This window comes from Alteromonas sp. Mac1, from assembly GCF_001562125.1.
Classification (GTDB): domain Bacteria; phylum Pseudomonadota; class Gammaproteobacteria; order Enterobacterales; family Alteromonadaceae; genus Alteromonas; species Alteromonas stellipolaris.
The window spans coordinates 4,212,207-4,236,047 of sequence record NZ_CP013932.1; the positions used below are offsets into that span (position 1 = coordinate 4,212,207).

A 23,841-nucleotide genomic window follows, 5' to 3' on the forward strand; every position below is an offset into this window, starting at 1 on the left:
ATGGCTGGTGGGGTGATAGACTTACTCTCCCCCAAGACAGCCACTGATTTAGCTCAGAGGGTAGGAAGCACCATGATAGACCTTCCACCGCATGGATGCGGTGGCAGAACGCCATGGCTGGGCTTATTGGGAGCTAGGGTTGCATTAAAAGTATGGGGCACACAATAAGCAAGCCCTCCCCCTTCTAAAAAGTCTCCGATGACCGATGATGAGTATGGCTGGTGGAGCGATAGACCTTCCACCGCATGGATGCGGTGGCAGAGCGCCCATGGATGGGTTCACAGCGTGTCTAGCGCCCTACCAGCCATACTCGTCTATCAACAGATCAGCGGTTGCGTCCATATTGTTCGTGAGACGACACCCAATCAGATGAGCTAATGGCTGACGCTAACGAGATTTCCCCCGCTAAGGCCACCGCTGCAACAATTTCGGCAAATTTATACACCTTGTTTTTGCCATAGCAATCGATGAGCTCTAAACACTCGCGCTGAGTGCCCATTCCGGTGCCACCACCATAGGTGGCTACGATTAACGAAGGAATGGTAATAGACACATACAAGTCGCCATCATCGGTAAGCTCTGAATACATAATAGCTGCCGATGATTCCGCTACGTTTGCCACATCTTGCCCCGTGGCAATGAACATGGCAGTAATGCCATTCGGCGAATGTAAACCCGTATTGTTCACACCTGATAGGAATGACCCAACACCCGCTACCCTGCCGTGATAATCAATTTGCTTAGGCTCTACACGCATAATTTGCAGTAAATGCTCACGCTTTATCGTGGCCTCCGCGGTTACTCGTTTACCACGCGTACGCATAATATTTATTTGTGAGGCTTTCTTATCGGTGGCAAAGTTAGATTCTAAGTAGAAGTTCTCTATCCCTTCATAATTATCTAAAATCCACCCGCACGCAGCGAAAGTAGCCCGCCCCACCATGTTCTGCCCAGCCGCATCGCCGGTTAAATAATTAAAACGTAAAAAGGCAAATTTGTTTGATAGAAAGTGGTCGATATAAGTGAGTTTGGCAATGCTGGAAGTTGATTCAGCCTCTTCTCGAATTTTGCTGATGTTTTGGTTTACCCAAGTCACAAAATCCCTTGCGCCACGGGCATCGCTAAATATAAAAACAGGGGCACGCTGCATAGCATCATCAACAACGGTGGCCTTTACTCCACCGCTCATATTGAGTAGCTTCATACCACGATTATATGACGCCACTAAGGTGCCTTCTGTTGTAGCCAGTGGCACAACAAATTCACCTTTCGCATGTTCACCATCAATTACCAATGGCCCTGCAATACCAATGGGCACTTGAGCTACCCCAATAAAATGCTCAATATTGCCTTTTAATTTATCTGGGTCTATCGAGTATTTACCCACGTGATTGAGTTTGCCATCAGTGAAACTTTCAAAATACGACTGGCGCTTTTTGATAATGTCATCGCCATAATCGTCGTGGTCGTCACGGGGTATATGCAACTTGCGATTCGCTGGTGAGGTCACATTATCTTCTACTTCGAACTTAAGCTTTCCAAAAGGCGACGCTGAAAAACAGATGCCTATTTTGCGCTTTTCAGGACTTACTTCTTCATTGAGTTCTAGGTGTACCGTGATGACTTGCCGTAATGAAAACGGCATACCACCGGTGTCATTCAGTGCATCGACACTAATGTCACTGTCGTTGCTGCTTTGAATAGAGATTTTATGGCTTGGAACTTTCTCACCATCAAATGAAATCCATTTAAGCTCTTTTAATGTGGCATCTTTTAAACGGTTTTTAAGTGCGAAGGAAACGCCGTTGTCAGTTTTGGTTAGGCTTCCGTGAGTGTATAGCTGCTTGAGTAAAATACTTGGTACAAACATGTGAGTTCCTATTCCGTTTTGGTTAAGCCACTGCGTGAATTAAGTACACTACTTTTTATAGTACAACCTTTGTACAGTATCACTAACCTTTTGCATTTCCATCAATTTTTAACCACATTTAAATTTGAGCCATTTCATTAAAAATTCATCAAGTTTTGCGCCAACACCCTATGAATAAAGGGCGGCGAATGCCCTGACTTCTTTTTATTCGATATTCCGAGCCCGCCTCTTCTAACGTTAACAGCGTCAAGGCTTTTCCCAAGACCACTTGTCGGTATTCAGGTTTTCGCTGCTTAAAAAGTGTCGATTACTGATTAAGCGCTATGTCCACAGGGAAATGGCAACTGAATACCATTTTTTTAATTTCATGGGATGAACTGTTATGAGAAAAGGACTATTCCGTCATCAGGCAATGCAGCCTACTTCGTCATTTCAAGGTGAATTGCTGATGACGCCTCGACCGTCCCATATGGGAATAACCGCGATACTACTTTTATGGATAGTGTGTTTGGGGGTATACCTCACTACGGGTAGTTATGCCCGAAAAGCCACAGTTGAAGGTTGGTTAGAGCCCTCTCATGGCGTACTAAGGTTGTACGCCGACTCCCGTAAAGGCCGCATTTCCCAAGTGTATGTCAGCGAGGGGCAAAAAGTTTTGAAAGGCGAACCATTACTATCGATTGAATACGGGGTTCAGCAGCCACAAGGTGAAACCGTAGAGCTAAAACTGCAACAAGAGCTTCTAGCTAAAAAGCAGCGAATAACCGACTCTTTGACGCGTACCATTACTATTCATAAAAACAGCCACGTGCAGCTAGTAAAGCAACTTGAGCACGCACAAACAGACGCCGATTCAATACGCCATATTTTAGCGATTTCTCATCAACAGTGGCAGTTAGCGCACAATCAATTTACCTCACTTGAAGTGCTGCGCGATGCCGGCCATGTAAGTAACGCAGATTTCGATAGTTATAAATTGGAGCTTTTGAGTAGCCAGCAACAATGGAAACAAGCTGAGCGGAACAACCTAAAAAGCGAAGCTGAAGTAAGCCGACTGACATATGAAATTGCCGGCTTACCCGAGATACAAGCCAATGAGCGCACTGCACACGAAAACCAACTGAGTGATATCAACCAACAGTTACTAACGTTAAATCGCGATCGGCAGCGCATTCTATATGCAACGCAAAATGGTGTGGTTTCAAGTCTGCAAGCAAGTACTGGATTAATGGTCGATCAGAACAGGCCGCTACTTAGCTTACTTCCAGAGAATTCACCAATAGAAGCACGATTGTTGGTGCCCGTGCGCGCCGCCGGATTTATTGCTAGCGGGCAACAACTCGCGATTCGTTACGATGCCTTTCCCTATCAGAAATTTGGTTTGCAAGAGGGGCAGATAACGAGCATTTCTGAAACTATTTTACTGCCTGGTGAATGGGCGAACGCGCCTTTAACCGTAAGCGAACCCGCCTATTTGGTTACCGCTAGAGTAAGCAGCGACGCCATTATTGCCTATGGAAATCCGGTAATGCTTAAGGCTGGAATGACATTTTCAGCAGACGTTGCGCTTAGCCAGCGTAGCTTACTGGAATGGATCTTAGAGCCGCTTCTAAGCGTCACTAAAAGGTTGTGATTATGAATATTACTCACGGTTTTGCTTCACCTGTACTCAGCGCTTTATCACCTAAAAACAAAGTACCAGTTGTGCTTCAAACTGAAGCCGCTGAATGTGGCTTAGCCTGTGTCAGCATGGTGGCACAATATTATGGTGACAAACGGGATATGACCCACCTTCGCCAGCGCATTAGCGTTTCACTTCGTGGTATTACACTTAAAGATATTATGGATATCGCGCAGCAAATGGCATTTCAATGTCGTGCGCTAAAAATTGAGCCACAGGATTTATCTCAACTAACCCTGCCAGCAATACTACATTGGGACATGCGTCATTTCGTTGTTTTGACTAACGTAGGGCGTGAACGATTTACCATACACGATCCGAGTATTGGCAAACGCACCTTCACCTTCGACGAGGCAAGTAAACATCTAACAGGAATAGCGTTAGAAATTACGCCTAAAGACAATTTTTCGCCGCCTCCGGTAAAGCCTTTACTAAAACTAAGAGACTTTTTTACCCGCACCATAGGGTTCAAACGTAACTTAGCGACCTTGCTTGCGCTGTCTGCCTTGCTGCAACTTTTTGCATTGGCATCTCCCTATTACGTACAAACCGTTGTTGATGATGTGTTGTTGCAAGGAAACCAAGCGCTGCTAACCGCACTTGCCATTGGGTTTACTTTCTTACTACTGATAAGCATCTTCACCAGAGTGTTGCGACGCTTTCTGATCCTTGCTGTATCAAGCCGACTTCAACTTCAAATGTCCGCCTCGGTCTTTCAACATTTGCTTTCGCTACCGCTGGATTTTTTTGCTAAAAGGCACGTGGGCGATGTGGTGTCTCGTTTTGGCTCCCTCGCGCATATTCGTGAGTTTCTCACCACTGGACTTGTCACAGCCTTGCTCGACGGTGTCATGGCTATTATTACCCTTGTCGTGATGGCACTTTACTCTGTAAAACTCACGCTATGTGTGGTGCTAGTAGTGGCGATATATCTACTTTTCCGCATTGCATTAATACCTATCACTAAGCGGCTCACAACAGAAAAAATTGCGTTAGGCGCCACCGAGCAAAGCCACTTTATGGAAAGCGTTCGAGGCATGTTGCCTATTCGTGTATACCGCCAAGAATCGCAGCGCCATAGCCAGTGGCAAAACAAGTTAGTCGCCACTTTAAATAAAGATATTAGTTTAGGAAAACTCAATATTGGCAGCGACGCGGTAAACCAAGTGTTATTTGGTCTTGAGAACATCGCTGTAATCTTTATAGCGGCCTCTTTGGTGATGGATAATATGCTGACCGTAGGAATGATGCTTGCCTTCATTGCTTACAAAACCAAATTTACTGCTGCGGTAGACGGGCTAGTGTCTAAATTTATCGAATTACGAATGCTGGCCGTTCACTTTTCTCGCCTGAGCGATATTGTACTAACAGAGCCTGCTGAAACCACCTTGTTGTCACAACAACCTAGCGCTTATTCAAACGCAACCCCAGTACCTGCAGCCGCCACTTCTAATGCTATTGCCTCTAGTACTCCTGCTATTCATTTAAAAGCTCACAATCTTAGTTATCGGTATGGGGAGGGGTGTAACTGTATTTTTGAAAACCTTAATTTATCGGTTAAAGCAGGGGAAATCATTGCCATCGTTGGAGCAAGCGGAAGTGGAAAAAGCACCTTACTTAAATGTCTGATGGGGCTATATGCTCCCTCTGAGGGAACGGTTAGTCACAATATGATTTCATCATCAAATCACGCGCCAACCATCGCTTCTGTGCTGCAAGAAGACATGTGCTTATCCGGCTCTATGGCTGAAAACATCAGTTGTTTTGATGAAATACCTAATCAAGAAAAGATCGTCCGGGCCGCCCAGTTAGCCTGTATCCATGACGAAATTTGTGCCATGCCTATGCAATATCACTCGTTAGTCGGTGATATGGGAAGCAGCTTAAGTGGTGGTCAGAAGCAACGGCTTTTATTAGCTAGAGCACTCTACCGCTCTCCCGATATTCTTTTTCTTGATGAAGCAAGCAGCCATTTAGATATTCAAAATGAGCACATCATCAATACTCATCTAAAGGCACTGAATATTACCCGCATTATGGTTGCCCATCGGCCTCAAACAATTGCCCTTGCGGATACTGTCTATCAGTTAGTAGACGGCACTCTGCAGCGATACCCAGCTTCTGAAATAGTAGAAGAAAATGATAATACCCCACTAGGAGATTCATAATGATAACCCCCGAAGTTAGAGAATCTACACCCTTACTCACCGATATTGAGCGTCAACAAATCGTTGAGCATGTAGAGAACTTAAATAGTACTGCCCTTCCTATCGACACCTTGTCTAAACGCGAGCTTCAGGTTGCGCGAAAGATCATGGAAGGGCTATCGAATAAAGCGATAGCGACAGAGCTATTTATTAGCGAGCGAACGGTTAAGTTCCACTGTGCCAATATTTACAAAAAATTAAAAATAAGCAGCCGCACCGCGCTTATCGCGAGTTGCTTTCGATCGATTTACCACCCCTTAAGGTTGGCTTAACCGCTAGCTTTTTAAATCACACTAAAACGCTTTTATAAGGAGCGAAAAATGCAACATAACACGCAAAACCATACACACAAAAATACACAAAAACATGTACAAACTGCTACTGAATTTCACCTTGCAACCCAAGAACTACTGCAAGTGACTGGCGGCAAGTCTGGCGTATCAACAGGTGCAGATAAAGCGCCAATCCGTCTTATTAAACCACCTGTCTATATCACCCTAGCGATTGGTGAGGACGGCGGACAATTACCCGATTTATTGTCATAGCAGATTAAGGAGGTTAAGCAGTCCTCCTTTTACCATTTAGAAAGGATATTTCAATGCAGATTGCATTAATAGGGAGCGAGAATGACCCACAAATTCTTCATGTGGCTGAAGCCTTAATAGCCGATAAAAACGAGCCCTGTATTATCAACACCAACTACTTTGGTAAGCACTGGCAGCTCAGTTACGATCCGGATTATAATGATGGTCTTTTGCATTTTAACCAGCCTACGCGCAACGGGCTTTTTCGAATTCCGCTATCAGACATCACATCTGCCTATTGGCACCAATATATTCCTCCCTCGGTGAGCGCCTCTGACAATGTGTCTTCGCAATGGTTAGATCAAGAATATGCCAGCACCTTGTTATGTTGGTTTTTATTCAGTGAAACTAAGTGGGTTAATGGTATTGACGCCATTCGCGCTCATCACTGCAAACCCATTCAGCTGCGAATGGCAAAAAAGCTAGGGGCTAAGGTGCCATATACCTATATAGGCAACGCTAGTGATGTTGCTCTACAGTTTTGTGCGAATATAGACGAGGTGGTTTACAAGCCCGTGAAAGGCGGCGAAACAGCGAAATTCATGCAACAGGGCTATGATACTCGCGGTTTAGTACAGGCTTTGTTAAAAGAGCGCCCTGTGACGTTTCAAGCATTTATTGAAGGGACAAACATTCGCAGTTACGTACTGGGTGATGAAGTCGTCAGTGTACAAATAGACTCTCACGATCTCGATTTCAGGGACGATATAAACGCACGCCCTTTGCTGACCCCCCTTCCTAAACCAATGCAGGATTTATCACGAAAGATATGTTCCGGCTTAGGAATGTATTGGTGTGCTATTGATTGGCGTAAAAATACCAAGGGTGAATATTACTTTTTGGAAGCTAACCCTTGCCCTTTCTTCTTGTTTGTTGAAAACGAGACTGGCGTTGATATTACTGGGCGTTTAGTGAAATTATTAACCACATAAAAAAAGAGCGCATTTAAATAAATGCGCTCTTTTGTGTTACTAGCCTTGGGGCTTTATAGAATGAAGCGAGACAGATCTTCGTTTTCTACTAGCGACTCTAAGTGGCTGTTTACGTAGTCTTCGTCAATCACAAAAGACTCACCGCTTTTTTCAGACGCATCAAATGAAATATCTTCCATTAAACGCTCAAGCACTGTGTGTAAACGGCGCGCGCCGATATTCTCAGTACGCTCATTCACTCGCCATGCTGCTTCAGCAATACGCTGAATGCCCGATTCCACGAAATCGATGTTCACACCCTCAGTAAGCATTAGCGCTTTGTACTGTGCGGTAAGCGATGCGTTAGGCTCGGTAAGAATACGCTTGAAATCACCCACTTCTAATGCTGACAACTCAACGCGAATGGGCAAACGGCCTTGAAGCTCAGGAATAAGGTCTGACGGCTTACTCATTTGGAAAGCACCAGAGGCGATAAACAAAATATGGTCTGTTTTTACCATACCGTGTTTAGTCGATACCGTTGAACCTTCTACCAAGGGTAGCAAGTCACGCTGCACACCTTCACGCGATACATCGCCTGACGTATTGCCTTCACGCTTACAGATTTTGTCAATTTCATCCACGAACACAATGCCGTGTTGCTCAACCGACTCAATCGCTTTTTCTTTTAAGTCTTCTTGATTCACCAAACGTGCGGCTTCTTCTTCCACCAGCATTTTCAGTGCATCTTTAATTTTTAGCTTCTTCTTTTTCTTTTGCGAACCTGACAAGTTTTGAAACATGCCTTGAAGCTGATTAGTCATTTCTTCCATTCCAGGAGGCGCCATAATTTCTACGCCTACTTGTGGAAGTGCCACATCAATTTCAATTTCTTTGTCGTCTAAATCGCCTTGGCGAAGCTTTTTACGGAACGCTTGGCGTGTGCCTCTATCTTCAACGTCTTCTTTCTTACCCCATGCATCTTCAGGAGGCGGAATAAGTACGTCAAGAATGCGCTCTTCCGCCGCTTCTTCAGCGCGGAATTTCACCTTTTTCATTTCAGTTTCTTTGGTCATCTTCACGGCAATGTCAGCAAGGTCGCGAATGATGGTTTCTACTTCTTTACCCACATAGCCCACTTCGGTGAACTTAGTGGCTTCAACTTTAATGAACGGCGCATGCGCTAATTTTGCCAAGCGGCGCGCAATTTCGGTTTTACCCACACCTGTTGGGCCAATCATAAGAATATTTTTAGGCGTTACTTCTTGACGCAACTCTGGTTCAAGCTGCATACGGCGCCAGCGGTTTCGAAGTGCAATCGATACCGCACGTTTAGCATCTTGCTGACCAATAATGTGTCGGTCTAGCTCATGAACAATTTCTCTAGGTGTCATTTCAGACATGCATAAACCCTTTTCTGTTTTGGTGCTACTGCATCGATAGCAGGCACAAGTCGCTGTTTATTTTTAGTTAAACAGCCACTTAGTAATCGAGTACGTCTACCGTTTGACTATGGTTAGTGAATACGCAGATATCACCGGCTATGGTCAAACTTTTCTCCGCAATTTCTTTTGCAGTCAGTTCGGTGTTTTCCAGCAAAGCAATAGCAGAAGCTTGGGCATAGTTGCCGCCTGAACCAATAGCAATCAGGTCATTTTCTGGCTGAACTACGTCGCCGTTACCGGTAATGATGAAAGACGCGGTTTCATCGGCTACGGCTAATAAGGCTTCTAGCTTGCGCAGCATGCGATCGGTTCGCCAATCTTTGGCAAGTTCGACCGCCGCCTTGGTCAAATGACCTTGGTGGGCTTCAAGTTTTGCTTCAAAGCGTTCAAAAAGGGTGAAGGCATCGGCGGTGCCGCCTGCAAAGCCAGCTAATACTTTATCGTGGTACAAGCGGCGCACTTTACGTGCATTACCTTTCATTACGGTATTGCCGAGTGACACCTGACCATCGCCAGCCATCACAACTTGATTTCCACGTCTTACAGATACAATCGTTGTCACGTTTAATCCCCGTTTAAGGTGGGCGCTATCGCAGACTCGGGCGATAACTGAAAAAAGACTTTGTTATGAAATGGGGGAAGGGTTTTCGTTTTCAAGGGGGGAGAGATTAAAGGGTATATCGATTAGCGCGTTAATTGCCGTAGGTTAACTTCCACCACAAATAATGGTGGAAGTGTTATTGGCTAAGTGACACTGAAGATTTAAAGCGTACCTTTACTCGTCGTAGGCTTGCTACCTTGATAATCTTATACGATTTATAAGTTCCAGAACCAGATTTGGCAGGTCGCGATATTCACTTTACGAAGGCTGTGCTTGGCTTTCTCGGCATCACGTTTCGATTCAAATGGCCCTAGAATAACCCTGAACCACTCGCCGTTGCTGCCAGAGCTTTGGCGAATAAGGGCTTCTAAACCTTGGAAGGCAATTTTGGCTTTCATCTCTTCTGCTTGGGCACGGGTTCTGAACGACGCACACTGCATAAGGTATCGTTTGTCAGACTTTTCCTGTTCAGCCACGTCTACTTCTACTTCATACCCAGGCAGAGTACGAATATATTCCCACTCTTCTTTCGGTAATTCAGGCAAGGCTTCTTGCGTAGGCGCAACAGGGCGTACAACTTCGGTATCTACCTCAGAGCTGGCGTTGTCTTTAATAGACCATAAGAAAACAGCAAAGCCGATTAGTAATATCACCACGATGGCCAAACGAACAATAGGGAATGCGGCCGTGGGTGTACTCTTCACCTGTGATTTGCCGCGCTTTTTATTATCCGGCTTCTTTTTTTGTGGTGCTTTACCACGAGATACATAATCGCGTTGAGCCATATTCGGCAGTTTTCCTACTACTTATCGTTATTTTAAATGGGTGGTGCCATTAGACGAAGACATAGTGCACAACCCTGAAACACTTGTATACATCAGTGTTGAGATTTTACCGTATTCCCCACCAGTGTGCTAACTGAAATCGGTGGGGTCGATATCTACCGACCATCGTACCTTTGCGGCCTGTGGCAGCCCTTGTAAATAAGGCAATGCTAAGCGTAAAGCGTTATGTAACGGCGCACGTTTTTCATGGCTGCACACCAGCATAAAGCGAAAACGCCCCTGGCGCTTTTCAATCAAGCAAGGAAACGGCCCCGTCATTTGCGGTACTAAACCCGTAGGGTTTGCATTTGCAGTATTTGAGTTTAAAAGTACACCCCTAGCCTGTTGCAGGAAAGCATAGGCCGATGAGCTCTCTGTTGCCTCAGCTCTAATCACAAATTGGCTAATATAAGGAGGCAATGCTGACGCTTTTCGTTCCATCAACGCATGGCGAGCAAAATGGGCGTAGCCGTTGTTCACCAAATCTTGTAGCAAAGGATGATGAGGGTTGTGGGTTTGCAGCCACATTTCTCCTGGTTTACTGGCACGCCCTGCTCGCCCAGCAAGCTGCGTAACTAGCTGCGCTAGCTTTTCTGGCGCCCGAAAATCAGCACTAAATAGCGCCCCATCACAATCTAAAACCACCACCAGTGTAACGTGTGGGAAATGATGCCCCTTCGATAAAATTTGCGTGCCCACCAGTATTTGGTGCTCTTGACGGTTAATGGCATCTAGGGTTTGATGTAGCTTGTCTTTTCCTCTTACCGTATCGCTATCTATTCGCACGTGTTTGGCATCGGGGAAGAGCTTCATTAACCCTTCCTCTACCTGCTCGGTGCCCGTCCCTGCCGTCACCATTTCATGGCTGTGGCACGCTTCACACTCTTTTGGCATGGAACGGGTTGCACCACAGTGGTGGCATTGCAGTCTGTTTTGCCCTTTATGCACGGTATAAGGTCTGTCACACCGCTTACACATCGCCGTGGTGCCACAGTAATGACATAAAAGAGCTGGGGCATAACCACGTCTATTTACAAAAACCAGAATCTGATTCCCAGCATTGACATGCTGGCGCATAATCGTCAGCAAGCCTTCTGAAATACCGTAATGAATAGGCTGGTCTCGGGCATCTAGCAAGTACTGCTTAGTGCTTTGCGCCCCTGCCGCGCGGCGGGTTAGCTGTAAATGCGCGAAGCGACCATTCAACGCATTATTCAACGTTTCAAGCGCTGGCGTGGCACTGCCGAGTAGTAAAGGGATGCTGTGCTCTTTAGCACGCATAGCCGCTAAGTCTCGCGCATGATACCTAAGCCCGTCTTGTTGCTTGAACGACTCATCATGCTCTTCATCTACGATAATCATGCCTGGGTTTTTAAGCGGCGTAAAAATAGCTGAGCGCGTACCAATAATAATACCTAACTCACCTGCTCTCGATCGCTGCCAAACAGACAATCGCGCCGCGTCCGTTAATTGAGAATGCAATACCCCTACAGGAATGTTAAAACGCTTTTCGAACCGTGAAACAGTTTGCGGCGTTAAACCAATTTCAGGCACTAAAATAAGCACTTGTTTACCGGCTTTAAGCAAAGGTTCGATAGATTGCAGATACACTTCGGTTTTACCGCTACCTGTAACCCCTTCAAGCAAGCTGATTGCAAAGGTGCCATGTTGCTGATTTAACGCCGCTATCGCTACCCCTTGCTCTTTATCAGGCACGGGCTTTTCGCCAATGTCGAAGGTATCTAGCCAAGCTTGCGCAGTGAGTTCCGGTGTAATTTCCACTAGCTCAATAAGCGCTTTATCTAATAGCGCTTTCACTACTGCAGGTGAAAAGGTTTTACGCGCTTCGCTAGCAATAAGTGATGTGGTTTGAACCGCGTCTAAGCAGGCCATCTGCTTAGGTGCTCGGCTTAAACTGTTGACATCAGTATCAGCCCCTTCTGGTGTAACTTGAATATATTGCGCGGGTGATGGCGTGGCTGGCTCACCTTTTCGAAGGGGCACAGGAAGCATGGCATGTATCACTTCCCCCGGCGCATGGTGGTAATACTGCCATAACCAGTGCGCCATTTTTCTTAGCGATTCATCAATAACCGGCACGCTATCTACTACCTCAATAATGGTTTTTATTTTACTGGTATCATCTATGTCTATACCGGATTCAACCACAATGCCTACCAATTGACGTGGGCCGAAAGGCACTTTCACCCGCACACCTGGTTGTAAGGTGTCGGTATGAGAATAGGTAAATAGCTGGCGAAGCGGCACAGGTACAGCCACCTGAATGAATACCATTAAAATTGATGCCCCAAAATTGATAAACGTAAAGTAAGTAGACGTAAATTCAGAACCGCTAATGATCTGGCATTTAAATATAATGTCAAATAAGGGAAGGGAATTTATTCTCGCCAGTGAGTATAGTTAACGCCACCTCTGTTTACTTCGCATACAAAAAATGCTTGATCACTTACGATGCTTCCTTTATTATGCGCCGCTCTTTTGCGGCTGACTGCAATTTCTGCGGTCGGTCATTGAATTTAAAGTTGCGTATGGTGTTTGGCTTCGGGCCAGATAGCGATACGGCCTCATATTGAAGGTAATCCAAAATGAAAGATGGTATCCACCCAGAATACGCTGAAATGACAGCAACATGTTCTTGCGGCAACGTAATGAAAATCCGTTCTACTCTAGGTAAAGATATTAACCTAGACGTATGTTCTGCATGTCACCCATTCTACACTGGTAAGCAACGTAACGTTGATACCGGTGGTCGTGTTGACCGCTTCAAGAAACGTTTCGGTGCTTTGGGCGCTAAATAAGCTCAGTACTCAGAAACACTATGTTTCTTTAAAAAAAGCGCCTATCGGCGCTTTTTTTGTGTCTGCGCTCCATAGTAAGCTCTACCAATACAGTGCTCGGCGAGTGGAGTGCTCTTAGTGAAAAGCTCGGCGTTTTAAGTGCCGCTCCCAATTGCCGTTACTTTGCGAAGTGCACGCTTGCTCGCTGTCGTAGCGAACACTTTTAATCTGTACCTTCAACGTATCACACACATAAACGAGTTCATCTTCAAATGCTTGGTTCCAATTCGCTGTTAGCGCTTCGCTTTTCTGCTTTTCGGTTTCAAACACCGCAATAATTTCTGGTCTGCGCCAATGCCCCATATGCGTAAGCCATTCAAAGCCAACCGACTCAGATTTTGCCCACTCACACGCCGCCGTTAACGCTTCAATCAGTTTCTTTTCCGACATATTAAGTTACGCTTTCCTTCATCATGTTTTCATTATACCTATTACGTGAATCAGCACCTAAAACGGCCGGTTTAATGCCTATTTCTACAACGCTATCCGATTATCAGTTATGCCTTCATTAATATCCACTTCTATAAAATAGAAATAATGTATTAATTATTAAAGTGTCATTAATATGATGAATGGCAGATATTCGACGATGTCACTGGTCATACAAGCAAGTCTGTCCTAGATTGGAAGGTATAAAAGGCAGATCAGATATGTACTCAAATGACCCTGTGATAGAGTCGAAGACATTCTACTGCGGCAACGCAGATTGCCCTTACGGTAACGAAGATTGCCTAACCCCTACATCGAAGGATATGTTTACTAATGTCAGATTTCAGACAACGTGCACTAGATTATCATGCCAAACCCACGCCAGGTAAAATCAGCGTGGAGCTATCAAAACCAGCCGATAGTGTGGATGATCTTGCTCTGGCTTACAGTCCAGGGGTAGCTGAACCAGTACGAGAAATTGCTGAAGATCCTGATAATGCTTACAAATATACTGCGAAAGGCAACATGGTAGCGGTCATCAGTAATGGTACTGCTATTCTAGGCTTGGGTAATTTGGGGCCGTTAGCTTCTAAGCCGGTGATGGAAGGTAAAGCACTGCTGTTTAAACGCTTTGCTGGGCTTGATGCTATCGATATTGAAGTAAAGCACCGCACCACAGAAGAATTCATTAATACCGTCGCCAATATTGCAGATACGTTTGGTGGTATTAACCTAGAAGATATTAAAGCCCCAGAGTGCTTTGAAATAGAACAAGAACTCATTAAGCGCTGCAATATTCCGGTATTCCATGACGATCAACATGGTACTGCCATTGTAACGGCTGCCGGCATGTTGAACGCCATTGAAATTCAGGGCAAAAATATCGAAAGCGCCAAAATAGTTTGTATGGGTGCGGGTGCAGCAGCGGTAGCCTGTATGGAATTGCTCATTAAATGTGGCGCGCAACGAGAGCGCATTTACATGTTAGATAGAAAAGGGGTTATTCATACGCGCCGTGAAGACCTTACGGAACACAAACGCTTGTTTGCCAACAATACCGATAAACGCACACTTGAAGATGTGATGGAAGGCGCTGATATTTTTGTAGGCGTATCTGGCCCTGATGTATTACCTCCAGAAACGTTGGCGTTAATGGGGCCTAACCCGATTGTTTTTGCCTGCTCTAACCCCGATCCTGAAATTAAGCCTGAATTGGCGCATGAAGTTCGAAATGATTTAATTATGGCTACGGGGCGTTCTGATTACCCTAATCAGGTAAACAATGTGCTGTGTTTCCCGTTCATTTTCCGTGGTGCGCTGGATGTACGCGCAACGGCCATTAACGACGAAATGAAAGTGGCCGCGGTAGAAGCACTTCGTGCTATTACCAAAGAGCCCGTACCAGAATCTGTGTTAGCGGCTAGCAACAGCAAAAGCTTAACCTTTGGCAAAGAATACATTATTCCTAAACCAATGGACCCCCGCCTCTGTGAACGCATAGCCTCTGCAGTGTCAAAAGCGGCGATTGAATCTGGCGTTGCACGACTTCCAGAAGTGCCTAACCGCACCGAATGAAGGCAATATAAGCGCATATACTGGCGTGTAATTCAGTGTAAAGATTATAAAAAAACGGCAATTTTCATTGCCGTTTTTTTAATCTTCTTGTTCGTTCTCAATAGAAACGTCTATACCCATATCTTCCATTATGCGCCTTGCCTCAGCAGGTACACGATTAGGGTTATCTTTTCTCAAATCTTCGTCATCCGGTAACGGCTGACCTGTAAATGCATGAAGAAACGCTTCACATAACAATTCTGAATTCGTCGCATGACGTAAATTGTTTATCTGCCTACGCGTACGTTCATCGGTTAATGCTTTTAGCACATTAATAGGAATAGAAACGGTGACTTTCTTTACCTGTTCACTCTTTTTACCGTGCTCTGCGTAGGGATGAATATACTTACCGTTCCACTCTGCCATGATGCTAACTCTGTCTGATTTTATTTATGTTATGAAGAGAAATTCTAAACAAGTTGACGAAAAGGTCAATTGAGCAGTGTAAACCTCTTGACGTCTAGACGTAAATTCTTTAATTTAGACGTCTAAACGTCTATAAAAGAGTAATTTTACCATGGTATCTTACGCACAAGGTGTCGATGCACTCAATCAGTCCCTTTCGGAACTGCGTGATATTGATGTGTCATTCGAGTTTTTTCCACCAAAATCAGAGAAAATGGAACAAACCTTGTGGAAGTCAGTTGAGCGCTTAGCACCGCTAAAACCGAGCTATATGTCGGTAACTTATGGCGCGAATAGTGGTGAGCGCGACCGTACTCATGACGTGGTAAAACGCATTCAGCAGCAAACTGGCGTTGCAGCCGTGCCTCACCTTACTTGTGTTGATGCGAGCAGAGACGAGCTTAGACAGATTGCCCAAGACTACTGGGATTCTGGCATTCGTCGTATTGTTGCTCTTCGTGGTGATTTACCGCCAGGTGTGAAAGATACCGAAATGTATGCCTCTGATTTAGTGGCGCTACTAAAAGATGTAGCCGATTTCGATATCTCAGTGGCCGCTTACCCTGAAAAACACCCTGAAGCGCCTAATGCCCAATTCGACTTACTGAACCTTAAACGCAAAGCAGAAGCCGGTGCGAGCGAAGCAATTTCACAGTTTTTCTTTGACACCAGTGTATTTTTACGTTTTCGTGACCGAGCAGCAGCTGCAGGTATCGACCTAGACTTGGTGCCAGGCATACTGCCGGTAACCAATTATCAGACCTTGGTAAAGTTCGCCGGTTTCACCAACGTACATGTACCTGGGTTCTTACACAAAATGTTTGATGGACTTGACGATGACGATCAAGCTACTCGGAACCTCATTGGTGCTAACATCGCGATGGATCAGGTTAAGGTACTTGCCAAAGAAGGCGTGAAGCATTTTCATTTTTACACCCTTAACCGTAGTGAGTTGAGCTACGCTATTTGCCACATGCTAGGTGTGCGAGCAGGTTAATTTCGATTAAACCTTTGCTCCTATAGGGCAGACCAGTATACCATTTGCCTATTATCAGGTATTTGAACGACTCGTTTGCCTTGCTGTCACTTTCCTTCGCTGTAAAAAGGTCAAGGTAAGCGGCGAATGGCCAAGGCGAGTAATAACTAGGAGTAAAGTGTGAATTGGGATCGGGTAAAAGCCATCTATCATAAGCTCGCACCACAAGTTGTCGATCTTTTCACTATCTTCATCAAGCGTTGCCGTGAAGACAATATTACCATTTCCGCAGGCCACCTAGCCTACGTTACGCTACTTTCTCTTGTTCCTTTCATCATGGTGACTTTCACCATCATGTCGGCGTTTCCTGCGTTTGCTTCCGTAAGAGGTAAATTAGAATACTTTATCTTTAATAATTTTGTACCTACCGCTAGCGATACAGTTCATGAGTATATGTCTGACTTTGTTGGCAACGCTTCAGAAATGGGCGCTATTGGTATTCTATCGCTACTTGTTGTGGCGCTAATGCTGATATCCAACGTTGATAAAACCCTTAACCGTATTTGGCGTACACAAAGCGATCGTCCTATCGTGTATACCTTTGCCATTTACTGGATGGTGATTACCTTAGGGCCCTTGCTTATCGGCTCTAGCGTGATAATTAGTTCTTATTTAGCAGGTCTAGCTGCTTTCGCCGAAGAATATACCCCTGGGTTAGGCACGTTTTTACTTACTCTTGTACCTAGCTTTGCTGCCATGCTGGCTTTCTTTATTTTGTACATGATAGTACCTAACCGACGTGTTTTTGCCCGTCACGCTATTTCAGGTGCCATATTGGCGACGGTTGCGTTCGAATTAACGAAGTCTGGCTTTGCCCTTTATATTACTAATTTCCCCTCCTATGAGTTGATATACGGTGCGCTAGCCGTAGTACCTATCTTATTTTTGTGGGTCTATATCTCATGGATTTTAGTGCTATTAGGCGCTGAGTTTACGTGTAGCCTGGGCCAAGCGTTTGAAAATAGAAAAGCCGAAGACGAGCCAAGGCAAATTCCAGAGGAATAAAAAAAGGCGTTGTAGGAAACTACAACGCCTTTTTAGTATCGTATTAGCTTGTTAATAGTAGAAACAAGCTAACGACTGATAAGCGACACACTTATTAGTTAGGCACTCATTAATTAGACATGGCAGCAATGAAGGCATCAGATTCAGCTATAGCTGAATTCATTTGCTCAATGAGTTGATCAACATCATTTTGAATAGTTGAAAGCTCACCTTGCAACGCGCCAATCGCGCTAGCGTTCAAGTTATGCTTTAAATATAAAACATTGTCTTGAAATGCACTTAATACAGGTGCCATTCTGCTTTCTGCTTTACGCATGGTTTTAATCAGTGCGCTGTATCTGCGCTCTGTATCACGCAATTTCGCAGTACTTTCTCGTTTTAATGATGCATTTTGATACTTTTCTAACTCGTCTTCCCATTCATCAAATAACGCTTCAGCTACGCTTTCTACTTTATCGATACGATCAGTTACATCATTGGCCGCAGAAAGGCTGTTTTCATACTCGCTGTTAAGCTTGTTATAAACATCTTCTAGCTCGCCACCTTCAAAAGCAACCACGGCACTAAAAGCTTCCAGCGCAGAGCTAAACTCTTCCTGTGCGTCTTCTTGCGACTCTTTTGCGTTTTCAACACGGTCTACAAGAATATCGCGCTTTTCAACGCCTACTTTCTCCCACGCTGCGTAATACGCAGACTGACAGCCAGTTAATACCAACATAGCAATAATAGCGGTTGCTATTAGCCTCATAACATCTCTCTCCCTCGATAGCGGGCCGCGCTAATAATACAAATAATGTGCAAAATAACGCCAAGTGGCCAAAATACAATTGCTAGTACTACGGTTGCGGCAAGCGCATAGCTCACTCCAACCACAATAAAATAAAACAGTGCGCCAAGTATTCGCCCTTGTACTAAATGCCCTAACCCTGGAATAAAAAAGTTACAGATTGCAGCAATCACATTGCCGCCAGATCCTTGCCCTGACATATAAACTTCCTCGCAATTGTTATCAGAATATGATTATGTAGTATTTCATAAGAATAAACTAAACTAAAACAGGCACCCGCACAACGCGCGGAAATAAAATGAAACGACTTTACCCAGATGTTACCTGCTATCAAAATGGATTTATCGAGGTGGGATGTGGGCACTCTCTATATTACGAGCAGAGCGGCAACCCTGAGGGTATTCCAGTACTTTTTATACATGGTGGTCCAGGTGCTGGCTTACCGCCGAATTATAAATGTTTCTTCGACAGTAACCGGTACCGTATTATCGGATTCGAGCAAAGAGGATGTGGACGTTCAACGCCATTAGCCAGCATCAAAGACAACGATACATGGCTAAATGTAGAAGATATTGAAATGCTCAGGCGACAGCTCAACGTATCGAGTTGGTTAGTGTTTGGAGGCTCATGGGGGTCAACCTTAGCGCTCCTTTATGCCTTTAGGTATGCTGATCATGTTAGCGGCCTTATTCTTCGTGGCGTATTTTTAGCGCGCCAGCAAGACAGAGACTGGTTTTTGTCACCACAAGGTGGTGCCGCTCAACTTTTTCCAGAATATTATCGCCAGTTTGTTAAAGGAATAAACGCCCCGCTAAGTACTTCGGCTATTTGTGCACATTATCTCAATATATTGAAAACCGATAACGAAATACAACGACATGCGGCATTGAAGCGCTGGTATCAGTGGGAAGAGCGACTTTCTCGCGTATCTTTACCTCCTGGTACTGGCGATTCCACCAGCCAATATCCCTTATCGCTTGTCACCAGCTTAGCCACTCTTGAATGTCATTTCTTAACTAACAAATGCTTTATTGATGAGGGCTATATACTTGATAATATAAATAAAATAAGCGATATTCCTGGCACTATCATTCATGGTCGATATGACATGATATGTAAAACTGAAGCGGCAGAATCATTACATAAGTCGTGGCCGGGAAGCCAACTTCAAATCATTCCTGATGCTGGCCATAGCACGTCTGAACCGGGCATTGCTTATGCGTTGTGCCGCGCAACCAGAGATATGGCAAGATTTTTAAAGGAGCAAAAGTAATGATTGGGTTGGTTCAACGAGTGTCTGAAGCTAGCGTGTCAGTGAACAATGAAATCATCGGTGAAATTGAACAAGGTATGCTAGTGCTGCTTGGCGTTGAAAAAGACGATGGCCCAGAACAAATCGAAAAGCTTGCTAACAAATTATGCCGCTACCGTATTTTTTCCGACAACGATGGAAAAATGAACCTAAATGTTGAGCAAATCGGGGGGAAAGTATTAGTGGTGTCCCAATTCACTCTTGTGGCCGACACGCAAAAAGGTAATCGTCCTGGCTTTTCTAGAGGGGCAACACCTGAACATGGCAATGCTATTTATCTGCAATTTATAGAATCCCTTAGACAAAAGGGCATTGTGGTGGAAACTGGGCAATTCGGTGCTGAAATGAAAGTCGCTTTAGTAAATGACGGACCCGCCACATTCCAGTTTCAGGTATAATGAACATACTAGAATTAATCTTGTGCAGTTGAAAAGCGTAAGGTTAAATAGATTTTCATTCTTTCATACGAGGCCTCTCTATTGTGTATAAGGTTGTAACCCCTAAAAGCGATACTGAATTCGAAGCCTATTTTCATTTTCGCTGGGCTCACCTTCGCCAGCCATGGAACTTTCCTCCTGGTTCAGAGAAAGATGAATATGAACAAGTGGCAGAGCACCGCACCATAGTGAACGGTAAAGGCGAAATTGTTGCCTGTGGACGAGTACATTTAAATACCGCTGAAGAAGCACAAATTCGACATATTGCCGTACACCCTGATCATCTGCGCAAAGGGCTTGGGCAGATGATAATGGACGCTTTAGAGAACGTGGCCAAAGAATTGGGTGCTATACGCGCGGTGACCAACAGCCGAGAAGTTTCTATCGACTTTTTTAGTTCATGCGGCTTCGTTGTTGAACGTGAAGCGCCTAACGAATTAGGCATGCTAAGACGCCAGCAAATGGTAAAAAAGCTAACTGAAAATAACACCTTAGTGCTGCATCCCAAATGGTGTAAATCATTACAGCAAACCTGGACTGATACCATTCCCATTACAGAACATATGGGTATTAAATTATACCAATACACAGGCAGAACATTAGAAACCCGAGCGTCACTTAATAAAAATATTAATGTTCATGGCACTATGTTTGCCGGCAGTATTTTTTCGTTAGCCACATTAACTGGTTGGGGAATGATTTACTTACAACTAAAAGAGCGCGGGCTAACAGGCGATATTGTATTGGGCGACGGCGATATTCACTATCATAAGCCCATTACTATGAAGCCTCGTGCAATCTGTAATATAGAAACCTTATCGGGCAAATTTAAGCCTTTAGAAAAAGGTGAGAAAGCACGATTTGCTTTGAACGTAGATATCTTGGATGGCGATAATGCCGTGGCAGAGTTTGAAGGGGTGTTTTGGGTGCTTCCAGAGCAAACCGAGGCCTAACGAGCAAAGGTATATTATTCGCTGTTTTTTACTTTCGTAAATGACACATACAAAAAAAGCGCCAGTGGGCGCTTTTTTCAATTATATTTGTTTAGCTTAGACGCTTGGGCGGCGCTTGCTTACGCAACCATGGCAGCTTGAAGCTTTTTCATCGCGTTCTTTTCAATTTGACGAACACGTTCAGCAGATACTTCGTACTTATCAGCAAGATCTTGAAGTGTAATTTTGCTGTCGGCCAACCAACGAGTCTCGATAATATCTTGGCTTCTGTCATCTAGCGTCTTAATGGCTGAGTACAAACGCTTGCTCGCATTAGTATCCCAATCGTTGTTAATAACGTCCATCTCAACATCAGTTGATTTATCTTCAAGAAATTGAACCGGTGCAAAGTTGCCCGTTTCGTCCTCGTCAGCAGAAAGATCGAATGCTTGATCTTGGCTGCTCATTCGCGCTTCCATTTGAAGCACTTCTTTCGTACTCACACCCAGCTCGCTGGCTACCGTTTGCACTTCTTCGTGGGTAAACCAACCAAGACGTTTTTTCGCTTTGCGTAAGTTGAAGAACAATTTACGTTGCGCTTTTGTGGTAGCAACTTTAACAATTCGCCAGTTCTTGAGTACGAACTCATGAATTTCAGCTTTGATCCAATGTACAGCAAAAGAAACCAAACGAACGCCCACTGTTGGGTCGAAACGCTTAACTGCCTTCATTAGACCAATATTACCTTCTTGGATAAGGTCAGCTTGTGGCAAACCATATCCTGAATAAGATTTTGCAATATGCACAACAAAGCGTAGATGAGACATAACCAGCTTGCGTGCTGCTTCTAAATCTTCATCTTCACGAAGACGCACCGCTAATGCGCGCTCTTCTTCTGCAGTTAGCATATCAATACGACTCACAGCTTGTACGTAGCCTTCAATGCTACCGCTGTGAGGAACTGATAGTGCTAGGGATTGCAATTTATTGCTCATTATTCACCTCATTCTTTGCAACTTGATATTAGCAAAGTAACATCAGCCGCGCGAGACTTAATTGCGATGAGAAACTAAACCAGTTATTGGTATGTAGTACCCATCTTCTAAAGATCAAGACCACAATTGCAAAAAACAGTTCAATTAGTGTCTATCTCTTTCCAAATTTCTCAAACATTGCAAAACGAATTTATCATTACGCTACAACGCTCAATAAATATCACCGGAAGCTTCAAAGAAAAATAAGTGCTAACCCAGAGGAAACAGCTTATCGAAGCAGATATTCACGGTATATGCCCATTATACATTCAAAATGTATATAAAACATGCCATTCATCTTTCAAAAAGTTATATCAAACTTAAATTCGGTCGTATTTTTGTTATATATCAACAAAACTATTTTACCCGCTCTTGAATACGCAGACTATTACAATTTTTCGATTGCTAGCATCGCTTTTTTACTTACAATGAGATATAAAATTTATGCCTTAAAAGCGCTCGGCACTATAATAAATAACAAAATAATAATAAAAACTTTCATTTTTTTACCGACTTCAATCGCGTTTTTACGCGGCGAGAGCAAAGAGGCACTCGATGTTCGCATACGTAGCAAGACAACCCATATTCGACGTAAATAGGAACGTTTACGCTTACGAATTACTTTTCCGAATAGGGGAAGACAATTGCTTTCCAGATATTCCGCCCGATGAGGCGACCTCAAAAATTTTAACGTCTACGCATTTAAGCTTAGGTATTGAAGAAATAACAGGTGATAAAAAAGCATTCATTAATTTCCATCGCGATACCTTGATGTACCGATTTCCTACCTCATTAGACGCAAGTAAAGTGGTTATTGAGATTGTTGAAACCGTTGAGGTAGATGACGCGCTTATTGCCGCATGCAAGCACATACGAGGGTTAGGTTACCCCATTGCACTTGATGACTATGATATGGAAGATAAGTGGGACGCTTTCGTTCCTTTTACCAGTATTGTTAAAATAGACATTACTGAAATTGCTCACGAAACTATTCCCTCATTAGTTAAACGCTTCAAATCGCACAACATCGAACTTGTGGCCGAAAAAATCGAAACCTACGAAGAATTTCACAAGTTCAAGGAAATGGGTTTCGACTATTTTCAAGGTTACTTCCTAGCTAAACCAGAAATTGTACGTCATCGCAAATTAGGCCCTAGCGCGCTTACCATGATGGAACTACTCACGTTAAGTAGCCAACCCAAGCTAAATTTTGATGAAGTAAATCGAATTATTGAGCGCGATCCTTCCCTCACCTATTTGCTATTACGCTTCATCAATAATCCACTTATTAATAAGCGAAATAAAATTACATCCCTCAAACATGCGCTTAACTTTATGGGCGAAGTTGAAGTTAAGAAGTTTATCGCGTTACTTGCATTGGCTAACTTAAATGACGGTCAGCCTCAAGAATTGATGCAGATGGCCCTTGTACGGGCAAAATTTTGTGAGCTTGTGTTTATCTCTTTTAAAGAAAGCGAAAATCCACTTACCGGCTTTTTAACCGGTCTTTTATCTATGCTTGATGCCATGATGGAACAACACATCGACGAATTGGTTAGTAAGGTACCTATTAGCGATAATGTAAAAGACGCGCTTTGTGGTGAGCCTGGCGTGTTGAAAGACTGTCTTACCTTGGCGAAGTATTTTGAAAGGGCGAACTGGGCAGGTATTAAGAAGTTTTCTGGTAAATACAAAATTCAGCAAACTCTGCTTCATGGATACTATAATGAAGCGATGAAATGGGCTCACCACGTACATGTTTCAGCGCAGGTAGAGAAAAAGTAATTCAGGAATGTACGTTTACTAATATGAGTTGCATAATGTAATGCGCAAATTAACGCGATTTTCGTAAATGCATGTTATGGTGGT

At 44.1% G+C, this 23,841-nt stretch carries 23 protein-coding genes; 13 read left to right on the top strand and 10 right to left on the bottom strand.

Annotated features, from left to right (window positions below; all coding sequences use genetic code 11):
• Window positions 1-325: 325 nt before the first annotated feature.
• Window positions 326-1,870 (bottom strand): hydroxymethylglutaryl-CoA reductase, encoded by a 1,545-nt coding sequence (locus AV939_RS17795; RefSeq protein WP_057795761.1) that lies wholly within the window; start codon window positions 1,868-1,870, stop codon window positions 326-328.
• Window positions 1,871-2,252: 382 nt separating this feature from the next.
• On the opposite strand from AV939_RS17795, the gene AV939_RS17800 reads away from it, so the two are divergent.
• From AV939_RS17800 to AV939_RS17820, 5 genes are read left to right on the top strand one after another with little or no spacing between them, the layout of a single operon-like run.
• Window positions 2,253-3,503 (top strand): HlyD family secretion protein, encoded by a 1,251-nt coding sequence (locus AV939_RS17800; RefSeq protein ID WP_063457866.1) that lies wholly within the window; start codon window positions 2,253-2,255, stop codon window positions 3,501-3,503.
• A gap of 2 nt (window positions 3,504-3,505) precedes the next feature.
• Window positions 3,506-5,719, top strand: a complete 2,214-nt coding sequence (locus AV939_RS17805) for a peptidase domain-containing ABC transporter (protein ID WP_138118235.1) — start codon at window positions 3,506-3,508, stop codon at window positions 5,717-5,719.
• Window positions 5,719-6,030 carry a helix-turn-helix domain-containing protein gene (locus tag AV939_RS17810; protein ID WP_057795759.1) on the top strand — a complete coding sequence of 104 codons (312 nt, stop codon included), beginning with the start codon at window positions 5,719-5,721 and terminating at the stop codon, window positions 6,028-6,030. The genes AV939_RS17805 and AV939_RS17810 overlap by 1 nt, the downstream gene beginning before the upstream one ends.
• A 48-nt stretch (window positions 6,031-6,078) precedes the next feature.
• Window positions 6,079-6,303, top strand: coding sequence for a hypothetical protein (locus AV939_RS17815; RefSeq protein ID WP_057795757.1), 225 nt, complete (start codon window positions 6,079-6,081; stop codon window positions 6,301-6,303).
• A gap of 53 nt (window positions 6,304-6,356) precedes the next feature.
• Window positions 6,357-7,274 (top strand): ATP-grasp domain-containing protein, encoded by a 918-nt coding sequence (locus AV939_RS17820; protein ID WP_061997970.1) that lies wholly within the window; start codon window positions 6,357-6,359, stop codon window positions 7,272-7,274.
• A gap of 53 nt (window positions 7,275-7,327) precedes the next feature.
• On the opposite strand, the gene hslU is transcribed toward AV939_RS17820, so the two are convergent.
• From hslU to priA, 4 genes are all read right to left on the bottom strand, one after another.
• Window positions 7,328-8,656 carry an HslU--HslV peptidase ATPase subunit gene (hslU, locus tag AV939_RS17825; protein ID WP_057795753.1) on the bottom strand — a complete coding sequence of 443 codons (1,329 nt, stop codon included), beginning with the start codon at window positions 8,654-8,656 and terminating at the stop codon, window positions 7,328-7,330.
• 79 nt (window positions 8,657-8,735) lie between these two features.
• Complete coding sequence (hslV, locus tag AV939_RS17830) at window positions 8,736-9,260, bottom strand: ATP-dependent protease subunit HslV (RefSeq protein ID WP_013786271.1); 525 nt, start codon at window positions 9,258-9,260, stop codon at window positions 8,736-8,738.
• Window positions 9,261-9,514: 254 nt separating this feature from the next.
• Complete coding sequence (locus AV939_RS17835) at window positions 9,515-10,084, bottom strand: SPOR domain-containing protein (protein ID WP_061997971.1); 570 nt, start codon at window positions 10,082-10,084, stop codon at window positions 9,515-9,517.
• A 129-nt stretch (window positions 10,085-10,213) separates the two neighbouring features.
• On the bottom strand, window positions 10,214-12,418 hold the full coding sequence (priA, locus tag AV939_RS17840) for a primosomal protein N' (RefSeq protein WP_061997973.1): 2,205 nt from the start codon (window positions 12,416-12,418) through the stop codon (window positions 10,214-10,216).
• 311 nt (window positions 12,419-12,729) lie between these two features.
• On the opposite strand from priA, the gene rpmE reads away from it, so the two are divergent.
• Window positions 12,730-12,942, top strand: a complete 213-nt coding sequence (gene rpmE / locus AV939_RS17845) for a 50S ribosomal protein L31 (RefSeq protein ID WP_013786275.1) — start codon at window positions 12,730-12,732, stop codon at window positions 12,940-12,942.
• 114 nt (window positions 12,943-13,056) lie between these two features.
• On the opposite strand, the gene AV939_RS17850 is transcribed toward rpmE, so the two are convergent.
• Window positions 13,057-13,371: a hypothetical protein gene (locus tag AV939_RS17850; protein ID WP_057795747.1), complete on the bottom strand. Its 315-nt coding sequence runs from the start codon at window positions 13,369-13,371 to the stop codon at window positions 13,057-13,059.
• Window positions 13,372-13,743: 372 nt separating this feature from the next.
• Between AV939_RS17850 and AV939_RS17855 the strand changes: the two genes are divergently transcribed.
• The gene (locus AV939_RS17855; protein WP_061997975.1) at window positions 13,744-14,985 is read left to right on the top strand and encodes a malic enzyme-like NAD(P)-binding protein; all 1,242 of its coding nucleotides are present in this window, start codon (window positions 13,744-13,746) and stop codon (window positions 14,983-14,985) included.
• Window positions 14,986-15,063: 78 nt separating this feature from the next.
• Here AV939_RS17855 and metJ read toward each other — a convergent pair whose 3' ends face one another.
• Window positions 15,064-15,390 carry a met regulon transcriptional regulator MetJ gene (metJ, locus tag AV939_RS17860; protein WP_013786278.1) on the bottom strand — a complete coding sequence of 109 codons (327 nt, stop codon included), beginning with the start codon at window positions 15,388-15,390 and terminating at the stop codon, window positions 15,064-15,066.
• 151 nt (window positions 15,391-15,541) lie between these two features.
• On the opposite strand from metJ, the gene metF reads away from it, so the two are divergent.
• Together metF and AV939_RS17870 are read left to right on the top strand one after the other, a co-directional pair.
• Window positions 15,542-16,426 (top strand): methylenetetrahydrofolate reductase, encoded by an 885-nt coding sequence (metF, locus tag AV939_RS17865; RefSeq protein WP_013786279.1) that lies wholly within the window; start codon window positions 15,542-15,544, stop codon window positions 16,424-16,426.
• Window positions 16,427-16,585: 159 nt separating this feature from the next.
• Complete coding sequence (locus tag AV939_RS17870; RefSeq protein ID WP_057795743.1) at window positions 16,586-17,470, top strand: virulence factor BrkB family protein; 885 nt, start codon at window positions 16,586-16,588, stop codon at window positions 17,468-17,470.
• A 109-nt stretch (window positions 17,471-17,579) separates the two neighbouring features.
• Here the strand turns inward: AV939_RS17870 and AV939_RS17875 are convergent, their stop codons facing one another.
• Window positions 17,580-18,218, bottom strand: coding sequence for a DUF2959 domain-containing protein (locus AV939_RS17875; protein ID WP_013786281.1), 639 nt, complete (start codon window positions 18,216-18,218; stop codon window positions 17,580-17,582).
• Entirely contained in the window at window positions 18,215-18,457 is a 243-nt protein-coding gene (locus tag AV939_RS17880) for a hypothetical protein (protein WP_013786282.1), read from the bottom strand. The genes AV939_RS17875 and AV939_RS17880 overlap by 4 nt, the downstream gene beginning before the upstream one ends.
• 98 nt (window positions 18,458-18,555) lie before the next feature.
• Here AV939_RS17880 and pip point away from each other — a divergent pair, with 98 nt between their 5' ends.
• The 3 genes from pip (at window position 18,556) to AV939_RS17895 (ending at window position 20,959) form a co-directional block, all read left to right on the top strand.
• Window positions 18,556-19,530 carry a prolyl aminopeptidase gene (gene pip / locus AV939_RS17885; RefSeq protein WP_057795741.1) on the top strand — a complete coding sequence of 325 codons (975 nt, stop codon included), beginning with the start codon at window positions 18,556-18,558 and terminating at the stop codon, window positions 19,528-19,530.
• Window positions 19,530-19,967 carry a D-aminoacyl-tRNA deacylase gene (dtd, locus tag AV939_RS17890; protein ID WP_057795739.1) on the top strand — a complete coding sequence of 146 codons (438 nt, stop codon included), beginning with the start codon at window positions 19,530-19,532 and terminating at the stop codon, window positions 19,965-19,967. Before pip ends, dtd begins: the two co-directional genes overlap by 1 nt.
• 83 nt (window positions 19,968-20,050) lie before the next feature.
• A complete protein-coding gene (locus AV939_RS17895; RefSeq protein ID WP_057795737.1) occupies window positions 20,051-20,959 on the top strand; it encodes a bifunctional GNAT family N-acetyltransferase/hotdog fold thioesterase in 909 nt (302 codons plus the stop codon).
• Between the two features lie 119 nt (window positions 20,960-21,078).
• Here the strand turns inward: AV939_RS17895 and rpoH are convergent, their stop codons facing one another.
• Window positions 21,079-21,933, bottom strand: a complete 855-nt coding sequence (rpoH, locus tag AV939_RS17900; protein ID WP_013786286.1) for an RNA polymerase sigma factor RpoH — start codon at window positions 21,931-21,933, stop codon at window positions 21,079-21,081.
• 594 nt (window positions 21,934-22,527) lie between these two features.
• On the opposite strand from rpoH, the gene AV939_RS17905 reads away from it, so the two are divergent.
• Entirely contained in the window at window positions 22,528-23,757 is a 1,230-nt protein-coding gene (locus AV939_RS17905) for an EAL and HDOD domain-containing protein (RefSeq protein ID WP_057795735.1), read from the top strand.
• Window positions 23,758-23,841 lie beyond the last annotated feature (84 nt).